General features: G+C 73.2%; 18 protein-coding genes and 2 tRNA genes. 3 read left to right on the top strand and 17 right to left on the bottom strand.

Annotation, left to right across the window (positions count from 1 at the left end; translation table 11 throughout):
* Positions 1-885 (top strand): tetratricopeptide repeat protein (locus EDC57_RS12575; RefSeq protein ID WP_123402232.1); only part of this gene is annotated, 885 nt, incomplete at its 5' end.
* 6 nt (positions 886-891) lie between these two features.
* Here the strand turns inward: EDC57_RS12575 and EDC57_RS12570 are convergent.
* The 8 genes from EDC57_RS12570 to recA all read right to left on the bottom strand — a co-directional run bounded on the left by EDC57_RS12570 (position 892) and on the right by recA (position 8,766).
* Positions 892-2,331 carry a DNA recombination protein RmuC gene (locus EDC57_RS12570; protein WP_123402231.1) on the bottom strand — a complete coding sequence of 480 codons (1,440 nt, stop codon included), beginning with the start codon at positions 2,329-2,331 and terminating at the stop codon, positions 892-894.
* Between the two features lie 150 nt (positions 2,332-2,481).
* Positions 2,482-2,558: transfer RNA gene (locus EDC57_RS12565), tRNA-Arg, on the bottom strand.
* 132 nt (positions 2,559-2,690) lie between these two features.
* Positions 2,691-2,783 (bottom strand) — tRNA-Ser (locus tag EDC57_RS12560).
* A 159-nt stretch (positions 2,784-2,942) separates the two neighbouring features.
* Positions 2,943-3,155: a carbon storage regulator CsrA gene (gene csrA / locus EDC57_RS12555; protein WP_123402230.1), complete on the bottom strand. Its 213-nt coding sequence runs from the start codon at positions 3,153-3,155 to the stop codon at positions 2,943-2,945.
* 156 nt (positions 3,156-3,311) lie between these two features.
* On the bottom strand, positions 3,312-4,544 hold the full coding sequence (locus EDC57_RS12550; RefSeq protein ID WP_123402229.1) for an aspartate kinase: 1,233 nt from the start codon (positions 4,542-4,544) through the stop codon (positions 3,312-3,314).
* A 64-nt stretch (positions 4,545-4,608) separates the two neighbouring features.
* On the bottom strand, positions 4,609-7,251 hold the full coding sequence (gene alaS / locus EDC57_RS12545) for an alanine--tRNA ligase (RefSeq protein ID WP_123402228.1): 2,643 nt from the start codon (positions 7,249-7,251) through the stop codon (positions 4,609-4,611).
* Positions 7,248-7,760, bottom strand: coding sequence for a regulatory protein RecX (locus tag EDC57_RS12540; protein ID WP_425454801.1), 513 nt, complete (start codon positions 7,758-7,760; stop codon positions 7,248-7,250). Before EDC57_RS12540 ends, alaS begins: the two co-directional genes overlap by 4 nt.
* Positions 7,729-8,766, bottom strand: a complete 1,038-nt coding sequence (recA, locus tag EDC57_RS12535) for a recombinase RecA (RefSeq protein WP_123402226.1) — start codon at positions 8,764-8,766, stop codon at positions 7,729-7,731. The genes EDC57_RS12540 and recA overlap by 32 nt, the downstream gene beginning before the upstream one ends.
* Before the next feature lie 155 nt (positions 8,767-8,921).
* Here recA and EDC57_RS12530 point away from each other — a divergent pair, with 155 nt between their 5' ends.
* Complete coding sequence (locus EDC57_RS12530) at positions 8,922-9,617, top strand: YiaD family glycine zipper/OmpA-like lipoprotein (RefSeq protein WP_170165148.1); 696 nt, start codon at positions 8,922-8,924, stop codon at positions 9,615-9,617.
* 11 nt (positions 9,618-9,628) lie between these two features.
* Here EDC57_RS12530 and EDC57_RS12525 read toward each other — a convergent pair whose 3' ends face one another.
* The 9 genes from EDC57_RS12525 to EDC57_RS12485 form a co-directional block, all read right to left on the bottom strand.
* The gene (locus EDC57_RS12525) at positions 9,629-10,195 is read right to left on the bottom strand and encodes a chalcone isomerase family protein (protein ID WP_123402225.1); all 567 of its coding nucleotides are present in this window, start codon (positions 10,193-10,195) and stop codon (positions 9,629-9,631) included.
* A gap of 46 nt (positions 10,196-10,241) precedes the next feature.
* Positions 10,242-11,645 carry an OmpP1/FadL family transporter gene (locus EDC57_RS12520; protein WP_123402224.1) on the bottom strand — a complete coding sequence of 468 codons (1,404 nt, stop codon included), beginning with the start codon at positions 11,643-11,645 and terminating at the stop codon, positions 10,242-10,244.
* Positions 11,646-11,687: 42 nt separating this feature from the next.
* Entirely contained in the window at positions 11,688-13,493 is a 1,806-nt protein-coding gene (locus tag EDC57_RS12515) for an AMP-dependent synthetase/ligase (protein ID WP_123402223.1), read from the bottom strand.
* A gap of 66 nt (positions 13,494-13,559) precedes the next feature.
* On the bottom strand, positions 13,560-14,225 hold the full coding sequence (locus tag EDC57_RS12510) for a TetR/AcrR family transcriptional regulator (RefSeq protein ID WP_211332002.1): 666 nt from the start codon (positions 14,223-14,225) through the stop codon (positions 13,560-13,562).
* Positions 14,226-14,268: 43 nt separating this feature from the next.
* Complete coding sequence (gene thpR, locus EDC57_RS12505; protein WP_123402221.1) at positions 14,269-14,838, bottom strand: RNA 2',3'-cyclic phosphodiesterase; 570 nt, start codon at positions 14,836-14,838, stop codon at positions 14,269-14,271.
* Complete coding sequence (locus tag EDC57_RS12500) at positions 14,816-15,298, bottom strand: CinA family protein (RefSeq protein ID WP_123402220.1); 483 nt, start codon at positions 15,296-15,298, stop codon at positions 14,816-14,818. The genes thpR and EDC57_RS12500 overlap by 23 nt, the downstream gene beginning before the upstream one ends.
* A gap of 42 nt (positions 15,299-15,340) precedes the next feature.
* The gene (locus EDC57_RS12495; RefSeq protein WP_123402219.1) at positions 15,341-16,768 is read right to left on the bottom strand and encodes a SpoVR family protein; all 1,428 of its coding nucleotides are present in this window, start codon (positions 16,766-16,768) and stop codon (positions 15,341-15,343) included.
* 1 nt (position 16,769) lies between these two features.
* Positions 16,770-17,939 carry a sporulation protein YhbH gene (gene yhbH, locus EDC57_RS12490; protein ID WP_123402218.1) on the bottom strand — a complete coding sequence of 390 codons (1,170 nt, stop codon included), beginning with the start codon at positions 17,937-17,939 and terminating at the stop codon, positions 16,770-16,772.
* Positions 17,940-17,955: 16 nt separating this feature from the next.
* Positions 17,956-19,884 (bottom strand): PrkA family serine protein kinase, encoded by a 1,929-nt coding sequence (locus EDC57_RS12485; protein ID WP_123402217.1) that lies wholly within the window; start codon positions 19,882-19,884, stop codon positions 17,956-17,958.
* A 260-nt stretch (positions 19,885-20,144) separates the two neighbouring features.
* On the opposite strand from EDC57_RS12485, the gene mutS reads away from it, so the two are divergent.
* The gene (mutS, locus tag EDC57_RS12480; protein ID WP_245995296.1) at positions 20,145-22,727 is read left to right on the top strand and encodes a DNA mismatch repair protein MutS; all 2,583 of its coding nucleotides are present in this window, start codon (positions 20,145-20,147) and stop codon (positions 22,725-22,727) included.
* Position 22,728: the final 1 nt, after the last annotated feature.

Here is a 22,728-nt window from a genome sequence, read left to right as displayed (position 1 = left end):
CTGGAGCTGGTGTTCGAGCACCGGATGTATCTGCCGACGGTGGGGCTTGGGGTGGTGACGGGTGTGGGGGTGTCGTGGGCGTGGCGGCGGCTGCGTCCTGCGGCGGTGGCGCTGCCGGGCGCGCTCGTCCTCGCCGCCCTCGCCGCCTCCACCTCCGCCCGGCTGCCGGTGTGGGGGGACGAGGAGGCGCTGCTGCGTCAGGCGGCGCGCCACGCCCCGGGGTCGGCACGCCTGCACTACAACCTCGGCGCCGTGCTCCTGCGGCGCGGCCGGCTCGATGAGGCCGAGGCGGAGCTTCGCCGCGCCATCGCCCTCGCCCCCGACCTGCGCGCGGCCCATTACGCCTTGGGGCGGCTCCTGGAGCGCACGGGCCGGCCCCGGGAGGCGCTCGCCGCCTACGAGCGGACGCTCTTCCTCGACCCGGGCCACCGCGAGGCGGCGGCGGCGCGTGCCCGGCTGCTGGCGGCGGAGCCCGCCGTCGCCGGCCGCCTCGAGGCGCTGCGCCGGCGCCTCGCCGCCGACCCCGACGACGAGGCCGCCCGCATCGCCCTCGCCGACACCCTCCTGCGCCTGGGCGATCCCCAGAGCGCCCTGGCCGTCCTGCGCCAGGGTGCCGGCGGGGCGGGCGTGCTGAACGAGGAAGGGCGCATCCTTGCCCAGCTCGGCCGCACGGCCGAGGCCGAGGCCCGCTTCCGCGCCGCCCTCGCCCGCGATCCGCGTCATCCCGACGCCCTCGCCAACCTCGGCGCCGTCCTCCTCGCCGAGGGGCGCCTCGACGAGGCGGAGCAGTGGCTCCGGCGTGCGCTGACGGTGCGCCCGGATCACCCCCAGGCCCGGCGCAACCTCGAGGTGCTGGCCCGCGAGCGCGCGGCGCGCGGGCGCTGACGGAGGTCACTGGGGGCGTTCGGGTCCGTCTTCCGGGACGCGGCCGTCGTCCGCGAGCTCCGGCGCCGTCAGCGGACGCGGCTCCACGGTCAGGGGCGCAAGGTCGGCGATCCCGCGCCCCTCCGGCACCGCCCCGAGCTCGCGGAAGCGCCGCGCCGTGGGCAGCACCCGCCGCTCCAGCGTCCCCACCGCCTGGTTGTAGGCCTCGACGCTCTGGTGCAGCCGCCGGCCGAGCCCCGCCCAGTGCTCCGCCAGCTTCCCCACCCGCTCGTAGAGCTCGCGCCCGAGGGCGGCCACCTCCTCGGCGTTGCGCGCCACCGCCTCCTGGCGCCAGCCGTAGGCCACCGCCTTGAGCAGGGCGATCAGGGTCGTGGGGCTCGCCGGGATGACGCGGCGCCCGGCGCCGAACTCGATCAGCGCCGGATCCTGCGCCAGCGCCGCCGAGAAGAACGCCTCCCCCGGCACGAAGAGGACCACGAACTCCGGGCTCGGGTCGAACTGCGCGAAGTAGGCCTTGCGCCCGAGCCGCTCCACGTGCGCGCGCACCTGCGCCGCGTGGCGCGCGAGCGCGCGGCGGCGCGCATCCTCGTCGCGCGCCTCCACCGCCTCGAGGTAGGCGTCCACCGGCGCCTTGGCGTCCACCACCACGAGGCGCCCGCCGGGCAGGTGGACGAGGAGGTCCGGCCGCAGCCGCCCGTCGGCGCCCTCGGCGCTGACCTGCTCCTCGAAGTCGCAGTGCTCGAGCATCCCCGCCATCTCCACCACACGGCGCAGCTGCAGCTCCCCCCAGCGCCCCCGCCCCTGGGGCTGGCGCAGGGCCCGCACCAGCTCCGCCGTCTCGCGGTGCAGCGCCGGCAGGTGCGTCTCCAGCAGCGCCCGCATCTGGGTCTGCAGCGCCTGGTAGGCCCCCACCCGCGCCTGCTCCAGCGCCTCGAGCTTGCCGTCGAAGCGCTCGAGCCGCTCGCGCAGGGGCCGCACCAGCTCCTCGATCCCCTTCTGCCGCTGCGCGAGATCCCCCTGCGCCGCCTCCTGCAGTCGCCGCATGCGCTCCTCGGCAAGCTGCAGGAAGGACTCGCTGCCGCTTCGGAGGGCCTCGGCGGCCAGCGCCCGGAAGGCGTCCCCCAGCCGCTCCCGCGCCTCCTCGAGGAGGGCGAGCTTCTCCTGCGCGCCGCGCCGCTCCTGCGCGAGCCGCTCCTCCAGCGCCGCCACCTGGGCGCGCAGCGCGCCCACCTCCCCCCGCAGGCGCTCGAGCTCCTGCCCGCGCCGCTCCACCTCCTCCGCCAGCCGCGCGCGCTCCCGCCCCGCGGCCTCCACCTCCGCCTCACGGCGGGCGAGCCGCTCGCCGAGCTCGCGCCGACCGCGTTCCGAGACCGCCAGCATGCGCCAAAGGACCACGGCGACGGCTACGGCAACCAGGGTCCCGAGCCATGCGGTTGCAATTTCCATCGACAGCGGGCTCACGCGCGCCTCATCCGGTGGATGCGGCCCCGGCCTGCGTGCCCCTGCGCCGATGCTGCGGGGCGGAGGACGCCCGAGGGGATCTGTACACGCTCCGACGGCGACGGGAGAGGGAGAAGGCAGAGGAGGGCCTGAATATGGCGGGCCCGGGAGGATTCGAACCCCCGACCACTTGGTTCGTAGCCAAGTACTCTATCCAACTGAGCTACGGGCCCGGGAGGCGCGCATTATTCATGCCGCCCCAACCGGTGTCAAGCCGCTGTCCTGGTTCAGTACCTATGAGACACGGCCACGCGCGGAGCGGGGCCCAGCGGCGCCGGGGCGCCCTCGGCGGAAGGGGGAGCTTGTGGCGGAGAGAGAGGGATTCGAACCCTCGATGGAGCTTTTGGCCCCATACTCCCTTAGCAGGGGAGCGCCTTCAGCCACTCGGCCATCTCTCCGGAAACCTCGGGGCCGCCCTTCGGGCGACCGAAGCCGCGTCCTGCGATTCCGTCGGCCGCCCGGCGGTCTCGCCGCAGGCCGGTCGTCTCCGGCCGCGGCCACGGCGTGCAAGGATACGGAAGCGGCGTGGCGGCGTAAACCCCGCCACGCCGCGGCCCTCACCCGGCCTCGCCGTCGCCCCCGCCCTCGCCGGCGAGCTGCTGCTCCCGCTCGCGGCGGATGCGCTCGTAGATCTCCTCACGGTGCACGGCGACCTCCTTGGGCGCGCTCACCCCGATCCGCACCTGGTTGCCCTTGACCCCCAGCACGGTCACGGTGATCTCGTCCCCGATCATCAGGCTCTCGCCCACTCGCCTGGTCAGAATGAGCATGATTCCACTCCTTGCCTCTCACTGCGCTTCCACGCCCGGGTCGGCCGCATCCCCGGCCGCCCGGATCTTTCCCACCCCTGTCGAGAAGTCGTGATTATTGACCGACCGTTATGCCAGAGATAGCACAGCCGCGCGCCCGCTGCCGCATCCGCCCCCTCAGTCGCCCTCGCGCGGCGGCTCGGACAGCTCGAAGGCGTCGTGCAGCGTGCGCACGGCGAGCTCCAGATAGCGCTCGTCCACCACCACGGAGATCTTGATCTCGGAGGTGGAGATCATCTGGATGTTGATGTTCTCCCGCGCCAGCGCCGCGAACATGCGGCTGGCGATGCCGGCGTGGGAGCGCATGCCCACCCCGACGAGGGAGACCTTGACGATCCGGGTGTCGCCGTCGACGCCGCGGGCGCCCAGCTTCGGCGCCACCTGCTCGAGGATCTCCCGGGCGCGCTCGAAGTCGTTGCGGTGGACGGTGAAGGTGAAGTCCGTCGTCCCGTCCTCGGCGACGTTCTGCACGATCATGTCCACCTCGATGTTGGCCTCGGAGATGGGCCCGAGGATGCCGGCGGCGATGCCCGGGCGGTCCGGCACGCCGAGCACGGTGAGCTTGGCCTCGTCGCGGTTGAAGGCGATCCCGGAGATGAGCGGCTGTTCCATGTCGGGCTCCTCGTAGGTGATCAGCGTCCCCGGCCCCTCCTGGAAGGTGGAGAGCACCCTCAGCGGCACGCGGTACTTGCCCGCGAACTCGACGCTGCGGATCTGCAGCACCTTGGAGCCGAGGCTCGCCAGCTCCAGCATCTCCTCGAAGGTGATGCGGTCGAGCCGGCGCGCCTCGGGCACCACCCGCGGATCCGTGGTGTAGACGCCGTCGACGTCGGTGAAGATCTGGCACTCGTCGGCCCCGAGGGCCGCGGCCAGGGCCACCGCGGTGGTGTCGGAGCCGCCCCGCCCGAGGGTGGTGATGTTGCCCTCCCGATCGACCCCCTGGAAGCCCGCCACCACCACCACGCGTCCGGCCTCGAGGTCGGCGCGGACGCGGGCATCGTCGATCTCCAGGATGCGCGCCTTGTTGTGGGCGTTGTCGGTGAGGATCCGCACCTGCCCGCCGGTGTAGGAGCGGGCGGGCACGCCGCGTTTCTCCAGCGCCATGCTGAGCAGCGCGATGGTCACCTGCTCGCCGGTGGAGAGCAGCACGTCGAGTTCCCGGGGGCTCGGCCGCGGCGTGATCTCCTTGGCCAGGCCGATGAGGCGGTCGGTCTCGCCCGCCATGGCCGAGACCACCACCACCACGTCGTGGCCCTGGGCGCGGGTCGCCGCGACCTTGCCCGCGACGTGCTCGATCCGCTCGGGGTTCGCCACCGAGGTGCCCCCGTACTTCTGGACGATCAGTGCCATGGTCCCCTGTCCCTTCCCGATGGGCGGCCCCGGCGGCCGCCTGCAGCCGACGCCCGCCGCGCCCTCAGCCGGCCCCGCCGAGCCGCCCCTGGACCCAGCCTGCGACCGCCTCCAGGGCCTCGTCGAGCCGCGCCGGATCGCTGCCGCCCCCCTGGGCCATGTCGGCGCGGCCGCCGCCGCGGCCGCCGACGCGCGCCGCCACCTCGGCCATGAGCTCGCCGGCGGGGAGCCGCTCCGCCAGATCCCGGGTCACGCCGGCGACGAGGCGGACCTTGTCGTCGCCCTCCACCGCCGCGAGCACGACGACGCCGCTGCCGAGGCGCGCCTTGAGCTGGTCCACCGCGCTGCGCAGCGCCTTGACGTCGGCGCCGTCGAGGCGCGCCGCCACCACCTTGACGCCCGCGACCTCGCGCGCCTCGGCGGCGAGATCCCGCCCCTGCCCGGAGGCGAGCCGCGCCTTGAGCCGCTCGAGCTCGCGCTCCAGCGCCCGGCCGCGCTCGAGCAGCGCCTGCACACGGCCCTCCACGTCCTCGACGCCGCCCTTGAGGAGCCGGGCGATGCCGAGCAGGCGCCGCTCCTCCTCCTCGATGTGGCGCAGCGCCGCCTCTCCGGTGAGGGCCTCGATACGGCGCACGCCCGCGGCGACCCCGGTCTCGCTCACGATCTTGAACAGGCCGATGTCGCCGGCCCGCCGCACGTGGGTGCCGCCGCACAGCTCCAGCGAGAAGTCGCCGATGCGCAGCACCCGCACGCGGTCGCCGTACTTCTCGCCGAAGAGCGCCATGGCGCCGGCGCCCACGGCCTCGTCGTAGGCCATCTCCTCGGCCACGACCTCGGCGTTGGCGCGGATCTGGGCGTTGACCAGGCGCTCGATCTGCAGGAGCTGGGCCTGGCTCACGGGCTCGAAGTGGGAGAAGTCGAAGCGCAGCCGGTCGGGGGCCACGAGCGAGCCCTTCTGCACCACGTGCGCCCCGAGCACCCGACGCAGCGCCGCATGCAGGAGATGGGTGGCGGAGTGGTTGAGCGCGGTGGCCTGCCGCGCCGCCGCATCCACGCGCGCCTCCACCTCGTCGCCCACCGCGAGCCGGCCCTGCTCGAGGCGGCCCACATGGGCGTGGGCGGCGCCGGCCTTCTGCGTGTCGCGCACCGCGAAGCGCACGCCCTCGGCCACGAGCTCACCGCGGTCGCCCACCTGGCCGCCCGATTCGGCGTAGAAGGGCGTGCGGTCGAGGACGACGCTGCCCTCCTCGCCCGCCTCCAGGGCCTCGACCGGCTCGCCGCCGCGCAGGACGGCCACCACCCGGCCGCGGTCCACGAGGCGCTCATAGCCGGTGAAGCGGGTCTCGGCCCGCACCGCGGCGAGCCGCGTGTAGTCGACGGCGAAGCGGCTCGCGGCGCGGGCGCGCTCCCGCTGGGCCGCCATCTCGCGCTCGAAGCCGTCCATGTCCAGGGTGAGCCCCCGCTCCCGCGCCATGTCGGCGGTCAGATCCACCGGGAAGCCGTAGGTGTCGTAGAGGCGGAAGACGGTCTCGCCCGGGATCACGGTCCCCGACAGCCCCTCCACCGCCTGCTCGAAGAGGCGCATGCCCTGCTCGAGGGTCTCGGCGAAGCGCTCCTCCTCCAGGCGCAGGACGCGCTCGACCTGCCCGCGCCGCTCGGGCAGCACCGGATAGGCCTCGCCCATCTCCTCGCAGAGCGGCTCCACCAGCCGGTGGAAGAAGGGCTCGCGCAGACCGAGCTTGTAGCCGTGGCGGATGGCGCGGCGGATGATCCGCCGCAGCACGTAGCCGCGGCCCTCGTTGGAGGGCATGACCCCGTCGGCGACGAGGAAGGCGCAGGCGCGGATGTGGTCGGCGATGACCCGCAGCGAGGGGTTGTCGGCCTCGCCGCAGCCGGCGAGCCGCGCCGCCTCGGCCATGAGCCGGCGGAAGAGGTCGATCTCGTAGTTGCTGTGCACCCCCTGCAGCACCGCGGCGACGCGCTCGAGCCCCATCCCCGTGTCCACCGAGGGTGCGGGCAGCGGCTCGAGGTTGCCCTCGGCGTCGCGGTTGTACTGCATGAAGACGAGGTTCCAGATCTCGACGTAGCGGTCGCCGTCCTCGTCGGGGCTGCCCGGCGGCCCGCCCGGGACCTCGGGACCGTGGTCGTAGAAGATCTCCGAGCAGGGGCCGCAGGGGCCCGTGTCCCCCATGGCCCAGAAGTTGTCGCTCTCGTAGCGGCGCCCGCCGGGCTTGTCGCCGATGCGGCTGAAGCGGGCGGGATCCACCTTCACCTCCTCGAGCCAGATGCGGGCGGCCTCGTCGTCCTCCTCGTAGACGGTGACCCAGAGCCGCTCGGGCGGCAGCCGCAGCACCCCGGTCAGGAACTCCCAGGCGTAGTGGATCGCCTCGCGCTTGAAGTAGTCGCCGAAGCTGAAGTTGCCCAGCATCTCGAAGAAGGTGTGATGGCGGGCGGTGTAGCCGACGTTCTCGAGGTCGTTGTGCTTGCCGCCGGCGCGCACGCAGCGCTGGGCGGTCACGGCGCGCCGGTAGGGGCGGGTCTCCAGCCCCAGGAAGACGTCCTTGAACTGGACCATGCCGGCGTTGGTGAAGAGCAGCGTCGGGTCGTTGGCCGGCACCAGCGGGCTCGAGGGCACCACCTCGTGGCCGCGCTCGCGGAAGTACTCCAGGAAGGCGCTGCGAAGCTCGTTGCTGCTGCGTACGCTCATGTCCACCCGGTCCCGTCGTCCCCTGTCGCCATCCCCTCGTCGCCGCCCAGCGCGGCCCGCACCTGCTCGCCCGTGAACCCGCGCCCGGCCAGGTGCCGCGCCCGCCGCAGCCACTCCCGGCGGTCCCCCGCCGGCCCGCGGAAGCGGCGCCGCGCCACCTCGCGCGCGAGCCGCACCCAGTCCACCTCCGCCGCCGCCATCACCTCGGCGGCGAGCTCGCCCGCCACACCCCGCTGCGCCAGCTCCGCCTCGATCCGGCGCGGCCCGTGGCCGCGGGCGATGCGCTCGCGCACCAGCGCCTCGGCGAAGCGGCGCTCGCTCTGCAGGCCCTCGGCCGCAAGCCGCGCCACCGCCGCCTCGGCCGCCGCGGGCGCAAACCCGCGGGCGCGCAGCTTGTCCAGGAGCTCGCGGCGGCTGTGCTCGCGCCGCGCGAGCAGGCGCACGGCCGCCTCCCGCGCCCGCGCGGCCTCGTCGCCGTCAGGCCTCGGCCTCGACGCCCTGCGCCTCACCGCTGCGGGCCGCGGGGCGGGTGAGGAGCCGCTCGCGCAGCGCCGCCTCGATCGCCTGCGCCACCTCCGGATGCTCGCGCAGGAACTGGCGGACGTTGTCCTTGCCCTGCCCGAGGCGCTCGCCGCCGTAGCTGTACCAGGCGCCCGACTTGTCGACGATGCCGTGCTGGACGCCGAGCTCGATGAGCTCGCCCTCGCGCGAGATGCCCTCGCCGTAGAGGATCTCGAAGACGGCCTCGCGGAAGGGCGGGGCGAGCTTGTTCTTGACCACCTTGACGCGGGTCTCGTTGCCGATGACCTCGTCGCCGCGCTTGATCGAGCCGATGCGGCGGATGTCGAGGCGCACCGAGGCGTAGAACTTGAGCGCGTTGCCGCCGGTGGTGGTCTCGGGGTTGCCGAACATGACCCCGATCTTCATCCGGATCTGGTTGATGAAGATGACGAGGGCGTTGGAGCGCTTGATGTTGGCGGTGAGCTTGCGCAGGGCCTGCGACATGAGGCGCGCCTGCAGCCCCACGTGGGCGTCGCCCATCTCGCCCTCGATCTCGGCCTTGGGGGTGAGCGCCGCCACCGAGTCGATCACCACCACGTCCACCGCCCCCGAGCGCACCAGCATGTCGGCGATCTCCAAGGCCTGCTCGCCGGTGTCGGGCTGCGAGACCAGAAGATCGTCGACGTTGACGCCGAGGGCCTCGGCGTAGGTGGGGTCGAGGGCGTGCTCGGCGTCGACGAAGGCCGCCGTGCCGCCCTGGCGCTGGGCCTCGGCGATGGCCTGCAGCGCCAGCGTGGTCTTGCCCGAGGACTCGGGGCCGTAGATCTCCACCACGCGCCCGCGCGGAAAGCCGCCCACCCCCAGCGCCACGTCCAGGGCGAGCGAGCCGGTGGAGATCACGTCCACGTCGCGCACGGCGCCCACGTCGCCCATGCGCATCACGGAGCCCTTGCCGAACTGGCGCTCGATCTGCGTCAGCGCAGCCGCCAGTGCGCGCTTGCGGTTCTCGTCCATCGCCTCCTCCCGTCGCTGCGCGCCGCCTCCCTGCCGGCGCCCCTCGAGGCCGGGGATTATCCCACAACTGGCCCGCCGCCGGCAGCCGCATCCGCTGGCGCCGCGGGCGGCCGCGCGGCAGAATCGCAAGATCCACGGCCCCGCGGAGGGACGCCATGCGCCTCACCGTACGCATGCTCGCCGCCGTCACCGCCGCCGCCCTCGCAGGCTGCGCCGCCGACGACCCCAACCGGCGCGCCAAGACCGGCGCCGCGGTGGGTGCCGCCATCGGCGCCGTCCTCGGCAACCAGGCCGAGGACCGCAGCCGCGGCCGCATCGTCGGCGCCGCCGTCGGCGCCATCGCCGGCGCCGCGGTGGGCTCCTACATGGACCGGCAGCGGCGCGAGCTCGAGGCGCGCCTCGTGGACGAGCGCGCCCGCAACGACCTCGCCATCACGGAGCTGCCCGACGGCAGCCTCAAGGTGGGCGTCGCCAGCGAGGCCACCTTCGAGCTCGACCGCTACGACCTGCGCCCGCAGGCGCTGCAGACCTTCGCCAAGATCGCCGACGTCCTGCGCCGCTACGACCGCACCGTCATCCACGTCGTCGGCCACACCGACAGCACCGGCCCGGAGGGCTACAACCAGGCCCTGTCCGAGCGGCGGGCCGAGGCGGTGGCGAGCTTCCTCGTCGCCCAGGGGGTGCCGGCCGAGCGCATCCTCACCGAGGGCCGGGGCGAGCGCGAACCCGTCGCCCCCAACGACACCCCCGAGGGGCGGCGGCGCAACCGCCGCGTCGACATCGTCATCCGCCCCGTGGTGGAGGGCCGGGAGGCGGAGGCCTACGCGCCGCCTCCGCCCCTCGGCCGGTGAGGGGGCCGCGGCTAGCCGCCGAGGAGGCCGCGCTTGAGGGCCCCGGTGGCCGGGTGCTCGCCGATGAAGATGGCGAGCAGGGCGTCGTTGAACTCGCGCCCGGGGATGGTGCCGCGCAGCTCTCCGTTCACGAGCACCCGCGTCCCCTCCCCCGGCAGGTAGTCCAGCAGCACCTCGTCGCCCCGGCGCATCGTCCCGAACAGCCCCACGAAGCGGCGGATGCGGCTCTCCAGCGCCTCGAGGGCGCCGGGGGCGAGGTTCGCCTCGAAGCCCTCGCGCCAGGCCTCGGCCATGCGCTCGGGGTCGATCGCCTTGTAGAGAAAGTGCATGCGGATCTGGCGCGGGCCGGTGCGGGCCAGGATCGCCGCCGGGTCGGCGCTGCGCTCGGGCAGGTAGAGGGCGGCGACATAGACCTTGACGAAGAACTTCGTGCGGACGCCGACGCCGTTGAGGACCAGGCGCGAGCCGTCCGCGGCCCGGGCGGTCTCCGCGAACGCCACCCCGGCGACGGTGACCGCGGCCGGCGCCGGGGGGGCGGCGAGGAGGAAGGTCACCAGCAGGACGAGGGACCGGATCATGGCGCGCTCCCGGCGCCGCCCCCGCCGGGGGCGGCGCCCGCGTGCGTCAGAAGAGCCAGTTGACCTGGGCGCTCACGATGTCCACCGAGGCGTCGAAGCTCCCGGTGAGGACGTGCCCCGTGCTCACCTCGGTGGCAGCGATGGGGGGATCGCTCACGAAGAGGTGCGCATAGGCGAGGTGCACCGCGAGCCGCTCGGAGGGGGTGAAGCTCGCCCCCAGCGCCACCCAGCGCCGGTCGTTGCCCGGGATGCGCGGGGTGCGCGCCTCGGCGCTCGGGATCGGCGTCTGGTCGTAGGCGATGCCGAAGCGGTAGGCCCAGCGCGCGTTCACCCGGTGCACCGCCCCGAGGGCGACGCGGTAGCTGTTCTTCCAGTTCTCGGGCTGCACGGAGTCGTTCTGTACGGGGTTGTCGAACTCGATGACGAGCTCGTCGAAGCGGCTCCAGCGCGTCCAGGTCACGTCTCCGAGCACCTCCCAGCCCGGCGCCACCTCGCGGGCGACGCTGACGGAGAGGGTCTCCGGGAGGTCGATGGAGGCCTTGGCCCCGGTGTCCTTGAAGGCACCGGTGGCTGCCGCAAGCGCCTGGCTCGACGCGTCGGTCAGGGTGAAATCGGCGTCGCCGGAAATGTCGACCGAGATCTTGGAGCGGTAGGCGAAGCCGATGCGGGTGCCCTCGCCCGGCTGCCACAGCAGGCCCACGTTCCAGCCGTAGCCCCAGTCGTCGCCGTCGACCTCGACCTTGCCATCGTGCGCACCGCTGCCGATATCCGCGAGGCCGAAACCGAGGCTTCCCGTACACACCGTCCCCGGCGGAACCGGGACACCGCCCGTCAGAAGGCCCTTGGCTTCCAGACCGAAGCACACGCCGGCCATGTCGACAACGTCGCTCAACGTGGCGTCGATCCACAGCGCGCTGACCCCGAAGCCCACCGAGAGGTCGTCGCCGGCGCGGAAGGCGAGGCTCGGGTTGATGTTCACCGTGCGCACCTCGGATTCGATGGCGTGGTAGCGCCCCACCCAGCCGTCGTCGTACTCCGTCTTGAGGCCGAAGGGGGCGTTGATGCCGAGGCCGAAGCGCCAGCCCTCGCCGATGGGGGTGACGTAGTAGAAGTTCGGCACCACGCCCGTGCTCCCGCCGTCACCGCCGTCGCCCCCCGGGATCGGCGCCCCGCCGGGAAGCGGGGTGGTGGTGGCGCTGCCGGAGAACTCCGCCGTGGGCTCGATGATGTGCACCCCCACCGAGAGCCGCCGCCCCTCGAGCTTCGTCATCCCCGCCGGGTTGAAGAACACGGTGCTGGGGTCGTCGGCGGCGGCCGCGGCGCCGGCGAAGGCGGCCCCGAGGCCCGGCACGCTCTGCTCGATGATGGCGAAGCCCGCCCCCTGGGCGCTTCCGGCGCCCGCGGCGAGGGCCCCCGCGAGGATCGCGGCGCTGAGGGGTCTGTGGTTCATGGTGTGCTCCTCCCTTCGGGTCTCCTTGTCGGTGCTCGAGGATCAGTGCCCCTGGTAGAGCAGGGCCACCTGGTTGCGGTAGCGCTCGAGGATGCGGTTGCGCCGGATCTTGAGGGTGGGGGTGATGAGCCCGTTCTCGATGGTCCAGGGCTCCAGCGTGAGGTGGGCCCGGCGCACCTTGGCGTAGCCCGGGAAGGCGCTGATACGGGCGGCGATGCGGGCGAGCACCACCTGCTCGGCGCGGCGCGAGGCGAGGGCGGCCGGATCGGCCGGGTCCAGCCCGGCCTCGCGCGCAAGCGCCGGCCAGGCCTCCTCCGACAGCACCACCAGGGCGGCGAGGAAGGGGCGCTGCTCGCCCACGATCATCACCTGCTCGATCGCGGGGTCGGCGGCGATGGCCATCTCCATGTCCGCCGGCGAGATCTTCTCGCCGTTGGAGAGGACGATGATGTCCTTGATCCGCCCCGTGATGTAGATGCGCCCGGCCTCGTCGAGGCGGGCCTTGTCGCCGGTGTGCAGCCAGCCCTCCGCGTCGATGACCCGGCGCGTGGCCTCCTCGTTGTTCCAGTAGCCGAGCATGACGTTGGGTCCGCGGGCGAGGAGCTCGTCCTCGGGGCCGATGCGCACCTCGATCCCGGGCAGGGGCGCCCCCACGCTCTCCGGGACGTTGTCCTCGAGCCGGTTGACGCTGATGACGGGGCTCGCCTCGGTGAGGCCGTAGCCCTGCAGCAGCGGCAGGCCGAGGCCGATGAAGAGGCGCGCCACCGCGGGCGGCAGCGGCGCACCGCCGCTGACCGCGATGCGCACCCGCCCCCCGAGCCGCGCCATCACCTTGGCCGCCACCAGCCGCTCGAGCAGCGGCCAGGCGAGCAGCGCCGGCGTCCACGGCGCCCGCCCCTGCCGGCGGAGGAAGCGGCGCCAGCCCACCGCCACCGCGGCGCGGAAGAGCGCCCGCGCCGAGGCCGGCCGCTCGGCGAGCCCGGCCTCGATGCGGGCGTGCACGCGCTCGTAGATGCGCGGCACGCTGATGAGGATGGTGGGGCGGATGGTCACCAGGTCCTCCGCCAGCTCCGCCACCGAGCGCGCATAGGCCACCGTGCAGCCCGCCATCATGGGCAGGTAGTAGCCGGCGGTGCGCTCCAGGGTGTGGGAAAGCGGCAGAAACGAGAGCATCACGTCGTCGGGCAGGGCCTCCACCACGGAGAGCGCCGCGCGCACGTTCTCCAGGATGTTGCGGTGGCTCAGCATGACCCCCTTGGGGTTGCCCGTGGTGCCCGAGGTGTAGACGATGGTGGCCAGCCCCTCGGGGTCGAGGTCGCGGCTGACGTAGTCGCCGCCCCCGCCGAGCCACGCCGCCAGGGCGCGCAGCCTGGGCTCCCGCCCGATCCCGGCGACGGGCTCCACGGCGACGATGCGCTCCACCGTCGCGAGCTCCTGCGCCACCCCCGCGACCCGCGCCCACTCCTCCCCGCCGCCCACCACCAGCAGCCGCACGCCGGCGTCGGCGCAGATGTAGGCGATGTTGCCGGGACGGTCGTCGGCGTAGATGGGCACCGTGACCAGCCCGAGCCCCGCCGCGGCGAGGTCGAGGAAGGCCCACTCGCGGCGGTTGCGCATCATCACCGCGACGCGGTCGCCCGGCTCCAGCCCCTCGCCGAGCAGGGCCTGCTGCCAGCGCGCCACCTCCGCCAGGGCCTCGGCCCAGGTGGTGTCGAACCAGCGCCCGGCGGCACGGTCGTACTGGCGGTAGGCGACGCGGTCTGGGGTGCGGCGGGCGCGGGCGAGGAAGAGCCCGCCGAGGGTCCGCGCCTCGTCCGGCTGCACGTAGTCTTCGCGGAACCTGCTCACCGGACTCCTCCTCCATCCGGCCTCGATCCTCGGCCTCTGGCGGGCCGGTTCAATCGATCGTTTGAATCATGTTCCACGGGCCTCCTCGCCCCTGTCAAGGGGGGCGCGGAGGCCGGCCTCGAGAAACGGGATCAGCCGCGCGCCGAGCGCCTCCACGTCGTCGGGATCGACCCAGTCGCAGGTGGTGACCAGCTCCAGGGCATCGGAGCCGGCCATGGCGTAGGCGATGGTGCCGAGCACGAAGTGCAGCCGCCAGGCGAGCTCCTCCCGCGGCAGACCCGGCAGGGCCCGCGTGAAGGCGGCGAAGTAGCGCTCGCGCACCTCGCCGTAGAGCCCGTGCAGCAGCGCCCGCACCTGCGGGTCCGGCTCCACGTAGGCCCGCCCCAGCAGCCGCATGAAGCGGGCGCCCCCGGTCGCGGGATCGCGCCCCATGCGCAGCGCCGGCGCGATGAGGGCAAGGAGCAGGTCCCGCACGCCGGGCGCGGTGCCCGCGCGCTCGAGGCGCTCGAGCGCCTCGAGGCGGGCGCGGTTGAGGGGCTCGAGCCGGCGCCGGAAGACGGCCTCGACGAGGCCCGCCTTGGCCCCGAAGTGGTAGTGGACGGCGGCGAGGTTGGTCCCCGCGGCGCGGGTGATGCGGCGCAGGCTCGCCGCCGCGAAGCCCTCCTCGGCGAGGATGCGCTCGGCGGCATCGAGCAGCCGCGCCCGCGTCTCCTCCGGCCCGGACCGCGCCACCGCTGCCTCTCCCCCCGCCATGGGAGCGGAGTATAGCAGCGGCTCAGACGGGCGTTGGGTCCGGTGCCGCCCCCGCTTCCGCCGCCAGCGGCCAGGCGCGGAGGGGGGTGTAGCGCGCCCCGTCGGGCAGGGTCTGGGAGCGCACCAGCCAGAAGCGGCGCACACCCCAGCGCACGGGCCGCGCGAGCACCTGCGCGGGGACTGGGCGCGCCTTGCGCACCAGGGTCAGGTGGGGCGAGAAGGGGCGCCGCTCGGGGGCGAGCCCCGCCTCCTCCGCCGCCGCCCGCAGCTGCCCCACGAGCCGGTGCAGGGCCGCGGGCGGCCGCGAAGGGGCGATCCAGGCCACACGGCTGCGCGGAAAGCCGCCGATGCGGTCGAGGACGAGCTCGAAGGGCGCGCAGCGCACGGCGGCGAGGCGCGCCGCCAGCGCCTCGCGCACCGCGGGCGGCACCGCCCCCAGGAAGAGCAGCGTCAGGTGGAGGTTGTCCGGCGGCACCGGCCGACCCCGCGCGGCGCGCACCGCCTCCGCCGCCGCCCTGCGCACGGCCTCGCGCACCGCCCCGTCCGGCCACAGGGCGAGGAAGAGCCGCTCAGTCCCCGGCGAGGAGGGCACGCACCCCCTCCAGCGCCGTGCGCGCCGCCTGCTCGCGCACCGCGGCGCGGTCGCCGGCGAAGCGGGCCCGCTGCGTGCGCACCGCCCCCCCGCGCACCGCCCACGCCAGCCACACCGTGCCCACCGGCTTGTCCGGGCTGCCTCCGGCGGGCCCGGCGATGCCGCTCACCGCCACCACCACCTCCACCGGGGCGCGCGCGAGCAGCCCGGCGGCCATCTCGCGCACGGTCTCCTCGCTCACCGCCCCGTGGCGCGCCAGGGTCTCGCCGCGCACGCCGAGCAGGGCCTGCTTGGCCTCGTTGGAGTAGGTGACGAGGCCGCGGTCGAACCAGCCGGAGCTGCCCGGGACGTCGGTGAGCATCTTGGCCACCAGCCCCCCGGTGCAGCTCTCGGCGGTGGCGAGGCGCCAGCCGCGCGCAAGCAGCAGGCGCCCGACGTCGGCTGCAAGCTCCAGGGTCATGGGTGCATTCTGCCCCGCGGCGGCCCCGGCCGGAAGGGGCGCTCAGCGCCGCGGGCGCTTCTCCTCGCGGGTCTCGAAGCCGTCCTCGCCCCAGACCAGCAGGGTCGGGCGGCCGTTGACCTCGGTGCGCAGAACCACCTCCCGACCCCACAGGCGGTGGACGTGGGCGAGGGTCTTCTCGGCGTATTCCAGGTGGAGGTCGCGCCCGTCGTGCTCGTGCTCCAGCAGCAGCGTGCGCCGGCCCTCCCAGTCGGCGTCCACGACCCGGATCACGGGCACGGTGCCGAGGCCGACGTTGCGCAGCAGCTCCTCCTTGACCTCGCGCCAGCCCTCGCCGTGGGCGGTGCGGGTCACCACCCGCTCCTTGCCGCGGCGACGGTGCTCGAAGAGGTCGAGCTCGCGCATCAGCTCCGGAGTGAGGAAGCGGCGCAGGAAGGAGACGTCCCGGTCCACCTCCCGCACCTCGAAGATCTTCTCCATGCCGCTGCGGTCGGGCGGCCCGTAGCGCTCGATCTCCTCCGGCGTGGGCTCGTCGTGGCGGCGGCGGATGTCGTCCCAGATCCTGAGCCCGAGGTGGTAGGGGTTGATCTGGCCGGGGATGGGGCGCACCACCTGGTTGTGGCGGACCAGGAACTCCATGTGCAGGTCCGGCGGCAGCTCGAGGGCGTTGAGGATCTCGCGGTGCCAGAAGCTGGCCCAGCCCTCGTTCATGATCTTGGTCTCCATCTGCGGCAGGAAGTAGCGGGTCTCCTCGTGGACGATGGTGAGCAGATCCCGCTGCCACTCCGCGAGGTAGGGGTTGTGGTCGCGGAGGAAGAGGAGCAGGTCCTCCTCGGGCTCGGCCGGGATGCGCCGCGGCGGCGGCGCAGGCGCCGCCTGCCGCGGCGGGTGGATGGCGGCCCAGGGGTCGCGCGGGGCGGGCCGCTCGGCCTCGCCGGCACGCCGCTGCACGGCGAGGTTGCGCCGGCACTGCAGGGCGAGGGCGTGGGCGGCGTCGAGGACCTCCTCCACCGCGTCCTGGCCGATGGAGGGATCCTCGATGTAGTCGCGCACGCGCTCGGCGTGGAGCTTGAACATGGCCACGGCGAGCTCGGGGCGCGTGTGGCGGAAGGTGAAGTTGTTCTTGAAAAAGTCGTTGTGGCCGTAGACGTGGGCGATGGTGAGGATGTGCAGGGCCAGCGAGTTGTCCCGCATCAGGTAGGCGATGCTGGGGTTGGCGTTGATCACCATCTCGTAGGGCAGGCCGCTGACGCCGTGGTCATAGAGGGTCTTGAGCTTCTCGTAGGCCTTGCCGTAGGACCAGTGCGGGTAGTGGGCGGGCGCCCCCGAGTAGGCCATGTAGGAGAGCATCTGGAAGTGGTCGCAGAGCTCGAACTCCTGCGGGTAGCAGTCGAGCCCGAAGCGCTCGGCGAGCGCGCGGATGCGCTCGTCCCAGCGGCGCAGCTCGTCGATGCTGACCGCGCCCGCCATCTCAGGCCCCCGCGGCCGGCCGGCGCTCGCGCGCCAGCAGCGCCTTGAAGCTCGGCCAGACGTCTTCCTTGCGCTTGATGAGGACGGCGTGGAAGTTCTCCGCCTCGAGGCGCGAGAAGTGCTCGAGCATGGAGCTCTCGTAGTGCAGGGTGTAGGGCTTGATCTCGCCGTAGCCGAAGAGGTTGCAGACCTCGCAGAGCTCCCGCGCGGCCTTGAGCGCCTCGGCGTTGTCGCTGGCGAAGTTGTCGCCGTCGGAGCAGTGGAAGGCGTAGATGTTCCAGTGCGCCGGGTGGTAGCGGCTCTCGATCACCTCCAGGGCCTTGCGGTAGCCGGAGGAGATCATGGTCCCCCCCGACTCGCCCTTGTGGAAGAACTCCTCCTCGGTGACCTCGCGCGCGCGCGCGTGGTGGGCGATGAAGACCAGCTCCACGTGCTGGTAGCGGCTGGAGACGAAGCGGTGGAGCAGGAAGAAGAAGCTGCGCGCGAGGTACTTCTTCATGGTGTCCATGGACCCCGAGGTGTCCATGATGCAGATCACCACGGCGTTGGACGAGGGCTTCTCGTCGGGGACGCGGTGGCGGTAGCGCAGGTCGTCCTTGTGGAAGGGGAAGCGCTTGCCGATGCGGTGATGGTGGCCGGCGGCGACCCGGCGCTTGATCCGCGAGATGGCGGTGCGGCGCTTGTCCAGGTGCACCTGCACGCCCACCGGGCGGTAGCCGCGGCGTCTGCTCGCGCGCTCGGAGGGGACCTGCCGGAGCATCTTGCGCTCGAGATCCGGCAGTTCCAGGTCCTCGAACATGAGCTCGATGAGCTCATCCAGGGTGACGTCGGTCTCGTAGTAGTCGACCCCCGGCTGGTCGCCGGCAAGCCCCGGCCCCTCCTCGCCCTGGCCCGCGCGGCCGACCACCTGGCCCTCCCGGGTGTCGCCATCGCCCATGGCCACGCCCGGGGCGTTCTCGCCGTAGACGAAGCGGTACTCGCGGATGGAGCGGATCGGGACCTTGACGATGCGGTCCGCCGACTTGCCGATGATCGCCTCCTCGGCGATGAGGTCGGCGATGTTGTGGCGGATGGCCTCGAGCACCTTGCGGCGGTGGCGCTGGCGGTCGCCCGCGCTGCGGTCCGAGCGCAGCGAGTCGGATTCGGAGTAGGGCCGGAAGATGGTCTCCATGGCCGCGCCGCGACCCTCAGTCGCGCCAGAGGTTGTTGGCCGCGTACTTCAGGATCACGTCCACGCAGTGCGGGCAGTAGCCGTTCTCCAGCAGGTTCTCCACCATCTGGTCGTACTTGCGCCGCTGCTCCTCGTCGCGGGTGCGCGCCTTGGTGATGACGCGGCTGATCTCGCGCACCGAGTTCATCAGCTTCTTCTCGATCGCCTCCTTGAGCGGCTCGTAGCTGGTGTAGCTGATGCGCTCGCCGCGCCGCTGCGCCGACCAGAGGTAGGCGATGACCTCCTGGCGGAAGCCCTCGGCGGCGGTGCCGATGATGGCGATCTGCTCCTCGATGGACTTGAGGAAGTCCTCGTCGGGCTCGAGCTCCTCGCCGGTGTTGGCGTCCTTGACCGTGGTCTTGTTCACGAACGCCTCGGCGTGGTCCAGGTAGTTCTGGAACAGCGACTCGGCCTGCTCGTGGTAGGAGTAGACGAAGGCCTTGGTGATCTCGCGCTCGAGCATCTCGAGGTAGAGCTTGTGCACGGTGTCCTGGAGCAGCTCCAGGTAGTGCTTGCGCACGTCGTCGGGCAGGTCCGCCGCCTTGACCATCGCCACCAGCGCCTCGCGCACGTTGATGGGGTTGATGCACTCGGGGTTGGCGGTCAGCGCGTTGTCGATGGCCTTCATGATGAAGCGGGTCGAGATCCCGCTCATGCCCTCGCGCTTGGCGTCCTCCTGCAGCTCGCGCACGCTGATCTTCTTGTTGCGCCCCTTCTCCACCACCTCCTCGCCGTCGTAGAGGCGCATCTTGGTGACGAGGTCGCACTTGGGCGTCGGCTCCAGGCGCGAGAGCACCGCGAACATGGAGGCCACCTCGAGGGTGTTGGGCGCGATGTGGGCCTTGAAGTCGGAGCGGCCGAGGATCTTGCGGTAGATCTTGACCTCCTCGGACAGGCGCAGGTTGTAGGGCACCTTGACCACCACGATGCGGTCGAGGATGGCCTCGTTGGTGTTGTCGGCGCGGAAGCGCTGCCACTCGGCCTCGTTGGAGTGGGCGACGATCACGGTGTCGACGTAGATGGTGCCGTGCCGGCCCGGCGCCGGGATGAACTTCTCCTGCGTCGCCGTGATCATGGCGTGCAGGTACTCGGTCTCGTTCTTGAAGACCTCGATGAACTCCACCATGCCCCGGTTGCCGACGTTGAAGGCGCCGTTGAGGTCGAGCACCCGCGGGTCGCCCTCGGAGTACTTGTCGAGCTTGGAGATGTCCTCGGAGCCGATGAGGACGGAGGTGTCCTGGTTGTTGGGGTCCACCGGCGGGACGACGCCGATGCCGCGGCGGTCCCGCTTGGAGAACTCCACCGTCACCACCGGCATCTCCTCGTAGCGCCCGCCGAACTCGTTCTTGAGGCGGTAGCGGCACACCGGGCAGAGGTCGCCCTCGATGTGCACCCCGAGCATCTTCTCGAACTCCCGGCGCAGGTGCCGCGGGATCAGGTGCAGCGGCTCCTCGCGCATGGGGCAGCCCTCGATGGCGTAGATGGGGTCGGACTCCTCCAGCCCGCGCTCGAGCTTCTCCACCAGCGAGCTCTTGCCCGACCCCACGGGCCCCATCAGGTAGAGCACCTGGCGGCTCTCCTCGCCGTGCAGGGCCGCCGACTGGAAGTAGCGCACGATCTGGGCGATGGTGCGCTCGATGCCGAAGAACTCGTCCTTGAAGAAGTGGTAGATGCGCAGGGGCTCGTCGCCGAAGAGCCGCTTGGCCTTGGGGTCGTCGGTGTCGGCGAGGTCGGTCCAGCCCGCGGCCATGATCATGTCGTAGATGCGGGCGTGGGCCAGCTTGGCGATGGAGGGGTCCTCGCGGACCTTGTCCAGGTACTCCAGCAGGGTCCCGCGCCACTGCTTGCGCTGCCGTGCCGAGCGGTCCCGCTGGATCAGCTCCGCGAAGTCTTTCCCGTCGGCCATCTCCATCCTCCTCCGCTGCTCGGTGGGCCGGGGGCGCCCCGCCTGTCTCTTGTCTAGACCACGCGCGGCGGAGCCGAGTTCACCCCCCGCACCGCCACCCCGATCCCGGCCCCCGGGCCCCGCGGGAAGGTGCAACCGCCTGATTCGGCAAGGCCGCCGGTCGGCGGACGCGCCGCCCGCCGCTGCTATAATGCTAGTCCACGCGGATCGCGCCTGCCGCCGCGGGCGCCCGCCCCGATCCCGCCGAGGCCGAAAGCCCGATGTCCGAGGTCAAGGAGCCAGCCGCCGGCGACCCCTTCGCCGAGCACACCCCCATGATGCGCCAGTACCTGCGCATCAAGGCGGAGTTTCCGGACACCCTCGTCTTCTACCGCATGGGGGACTTCTACGAGCTCTTCTACGACGACGCCGAGAGGGCGGCGCGGCTGCTGGACATCACCCTGACCACGCGCGGACAGTCCGCCGGACGTCCGATCCCCATGGCCGGGGTCCCGGTCCACGCCGTGGAGAGCTATCTCGCGCGGCTGGTGCGGCTCGGCGAGTCGGTGGCCATCTGCGAGCAGATCGGCGATCCCGCCGCCTCCAAGGGGCCGGTGGACCGCCGGGTGGTGCGCATCGTCACCCCCGGGACCCTGAGCGAGGACGCCCTCCTCGAGGAGCGGCGCGACAACCTGCTCATGGCCCTGCACGGCCGCGACGGGCGCTGGGGCTGGGCGGTGCTGGAGGTGGCGAGCGGGCGCTTCGTCCTCGGCGAGTGCGCCGACGAGGCGGAGCTTGCGGCGGAGCTGGAGCGGCTGCACCCGGCCGAGATCCTCCTCGCCGAGGAGGCCGACCCCCCGGCGCCCCTCGCGGGCTTCGCCGCCCTCACCCGCCGCCCCGGCTGGCACTTCGACCGCGCCGTGGCCGAGCGGCTGCTGTGCGAGCAGCTGGGCGTGCAGCACCTGGAGGGCTACGGCTGCACCGAGGTGCCGCTGGCGGTGGCCGCCGCGGGCTGCCTCCTCGCCTACGCCCGCGACACCCAGCGCAGCAGCCTGCCGCATGTGCGCAGCCTGCGCGTGGAGCGGCGCGAGGAGGCCCTGGTCCTCGACGCCACCACGCGGCGCAACCTCGAGCTCGAGCGCAGCCTCGCCGGGGAGCGCGGCCAGAGCCTGCTCGGGGTCATGGACACCACCGTCACGCCCATGGGGGCCCGCTGCCTGCGCCGCTGGCTGCTCTCGCCGAGCCGCGACCGCGACCTCCTGCGGCTGCGCCACCACGCCGTCGGCACCCTCGTCGAGGACCTCGCCCACGAGGGGCTGCGGGCGGGCCTGCGCGGCCTCGGCGACCTCGAGCGCGTGCTCGCCCGCATCGCCCTCGGCACCGCCCGCCCCCGCGACCTGGTGGTGGTGCGCGAGGCGCTCGCCCGGCTGCCGGCGCTGCAGCGCCTGCTCGCGGTGCTGGACTCGCCGCTCCTTGCCGAGCTCTCCCGGCGCCTGGGCGAGCACCCGGAGCTGCTCGCGCTGCTGCGCCGGGCCCTGGTGGAGTCGCCCCCGGCGCTCGCCCGCGACGGCGGCGTCATCGCCCCCGGCTACGACGCCGAGCTCGACGAGCTGCGTGCGCTCGCCGAGGACGGCGACCGCTTCCTGGTGGAGCTCGAGGCGCGCGAGCGCGAACGCACCGGGATCGCGAACCTGCGCGTCGGTTACAACCGCGTCCACGGCTACTACATCGAGATCAGCCGCGCCCAGGCGTCCCGGGCGCCGGCGGACTACGTGCGCCGCCAGACCCTGAAGGGGGCCGAGCGCTTCGTCACCCCCGAGCTCAAGGCCTTCGAGGAGCGGGTGCTGAGCGCGCGCGAGCGGGCCCTGGCCCGCGAGCGGGCCCTCTACGAGGGGCTCGTGGAGCGCCTCGCGGGGGCGCTGCCGCCGCTGCAGGAGACCGCGGCGGCGCTCGCCGAGCTGGATGCCCTGGCCTGCCTCGCCGAGCGCGCCCTCGCCCTCGACCTCACCGCCCCGGAGCTCGTGGACGAGCCCGGGATCCACATCGAGGGCGGGCGGCATCCGGTGGTGGAACGGGGCCTCGACGAGCCCTTCACCCCCAACGACCTCCACCTCGACGAGGGCCGGCGGATGCTCGTCATCACCGGCCCCAACATGGGCGGCAAGTCCACCTACATGCGGCAGACCGCGCTCATCGTCATCCTCGCCCACGCCGGCAGCTTCGTCCCCGCGCGCCGTGCCGTGATCGGCCCCGTCGACCGCATCTTCACCCGCATCGGCGCCTCCGACGACCTCGCCGGGGGGCGCTCCACCTTCATGGTGGAGATGACGGAGACGGCGGTCATCCTCAACGCCGCCACCGCGCACAGCCTCGTCCTCATGGACGAGATCGGCCGCGGCACCAGCACCTACGACGGCCTCGCCCTGGCCTGGGCCTGCGCCCGCCACCTCGCGCGGCACATCCGCGCCTTCACCCTCTTCGCCACCCACTACTTCGAGCTCACGGCGCTCGCGGGGGAGATCGACACCGTCGCCAACGTCCACCTCGAGGCGGTCGAACACGGCGAGCGCATCGTCTTCCTGCACAGCGTGCGCGAGGGTCCGGCCGACCGCAGCTACGGCATCCACGTCGCGGCGCTGGCCGGGATCCCGCCCGCGGTGCTGGCCGAGGCGCGGGCGCGCCTGGCCGAGCTGGAGCGGCCGGCGGGCGACGACCGTCCCCGCAGCGAGCCGCAGCTGTCGCTGTTCGCGCCGGCCGCGAGCGCGGTGGAGGAGGCCCTGCGCGCGGTGGATCCCGACGGGCTCACGCCCCGCCAGGCCCTGGACCTCGTCTACCGCCTGCGCGCGCTCCTGCCGTCCCCTTGAG

The sequence above is a fragment of the Inmirania thermothiophila genome (assembly GCF_003751635.1).
Lineage (GTDB): Bacteria > Pseudomonadota > Gammaproteobacteria > DSM-100275 > DSM-100275 > Inmirania > Inmirania thermothiophila.
This window is presented reverse-complemented; position numbering and strand designations above follow the sequence as displayed.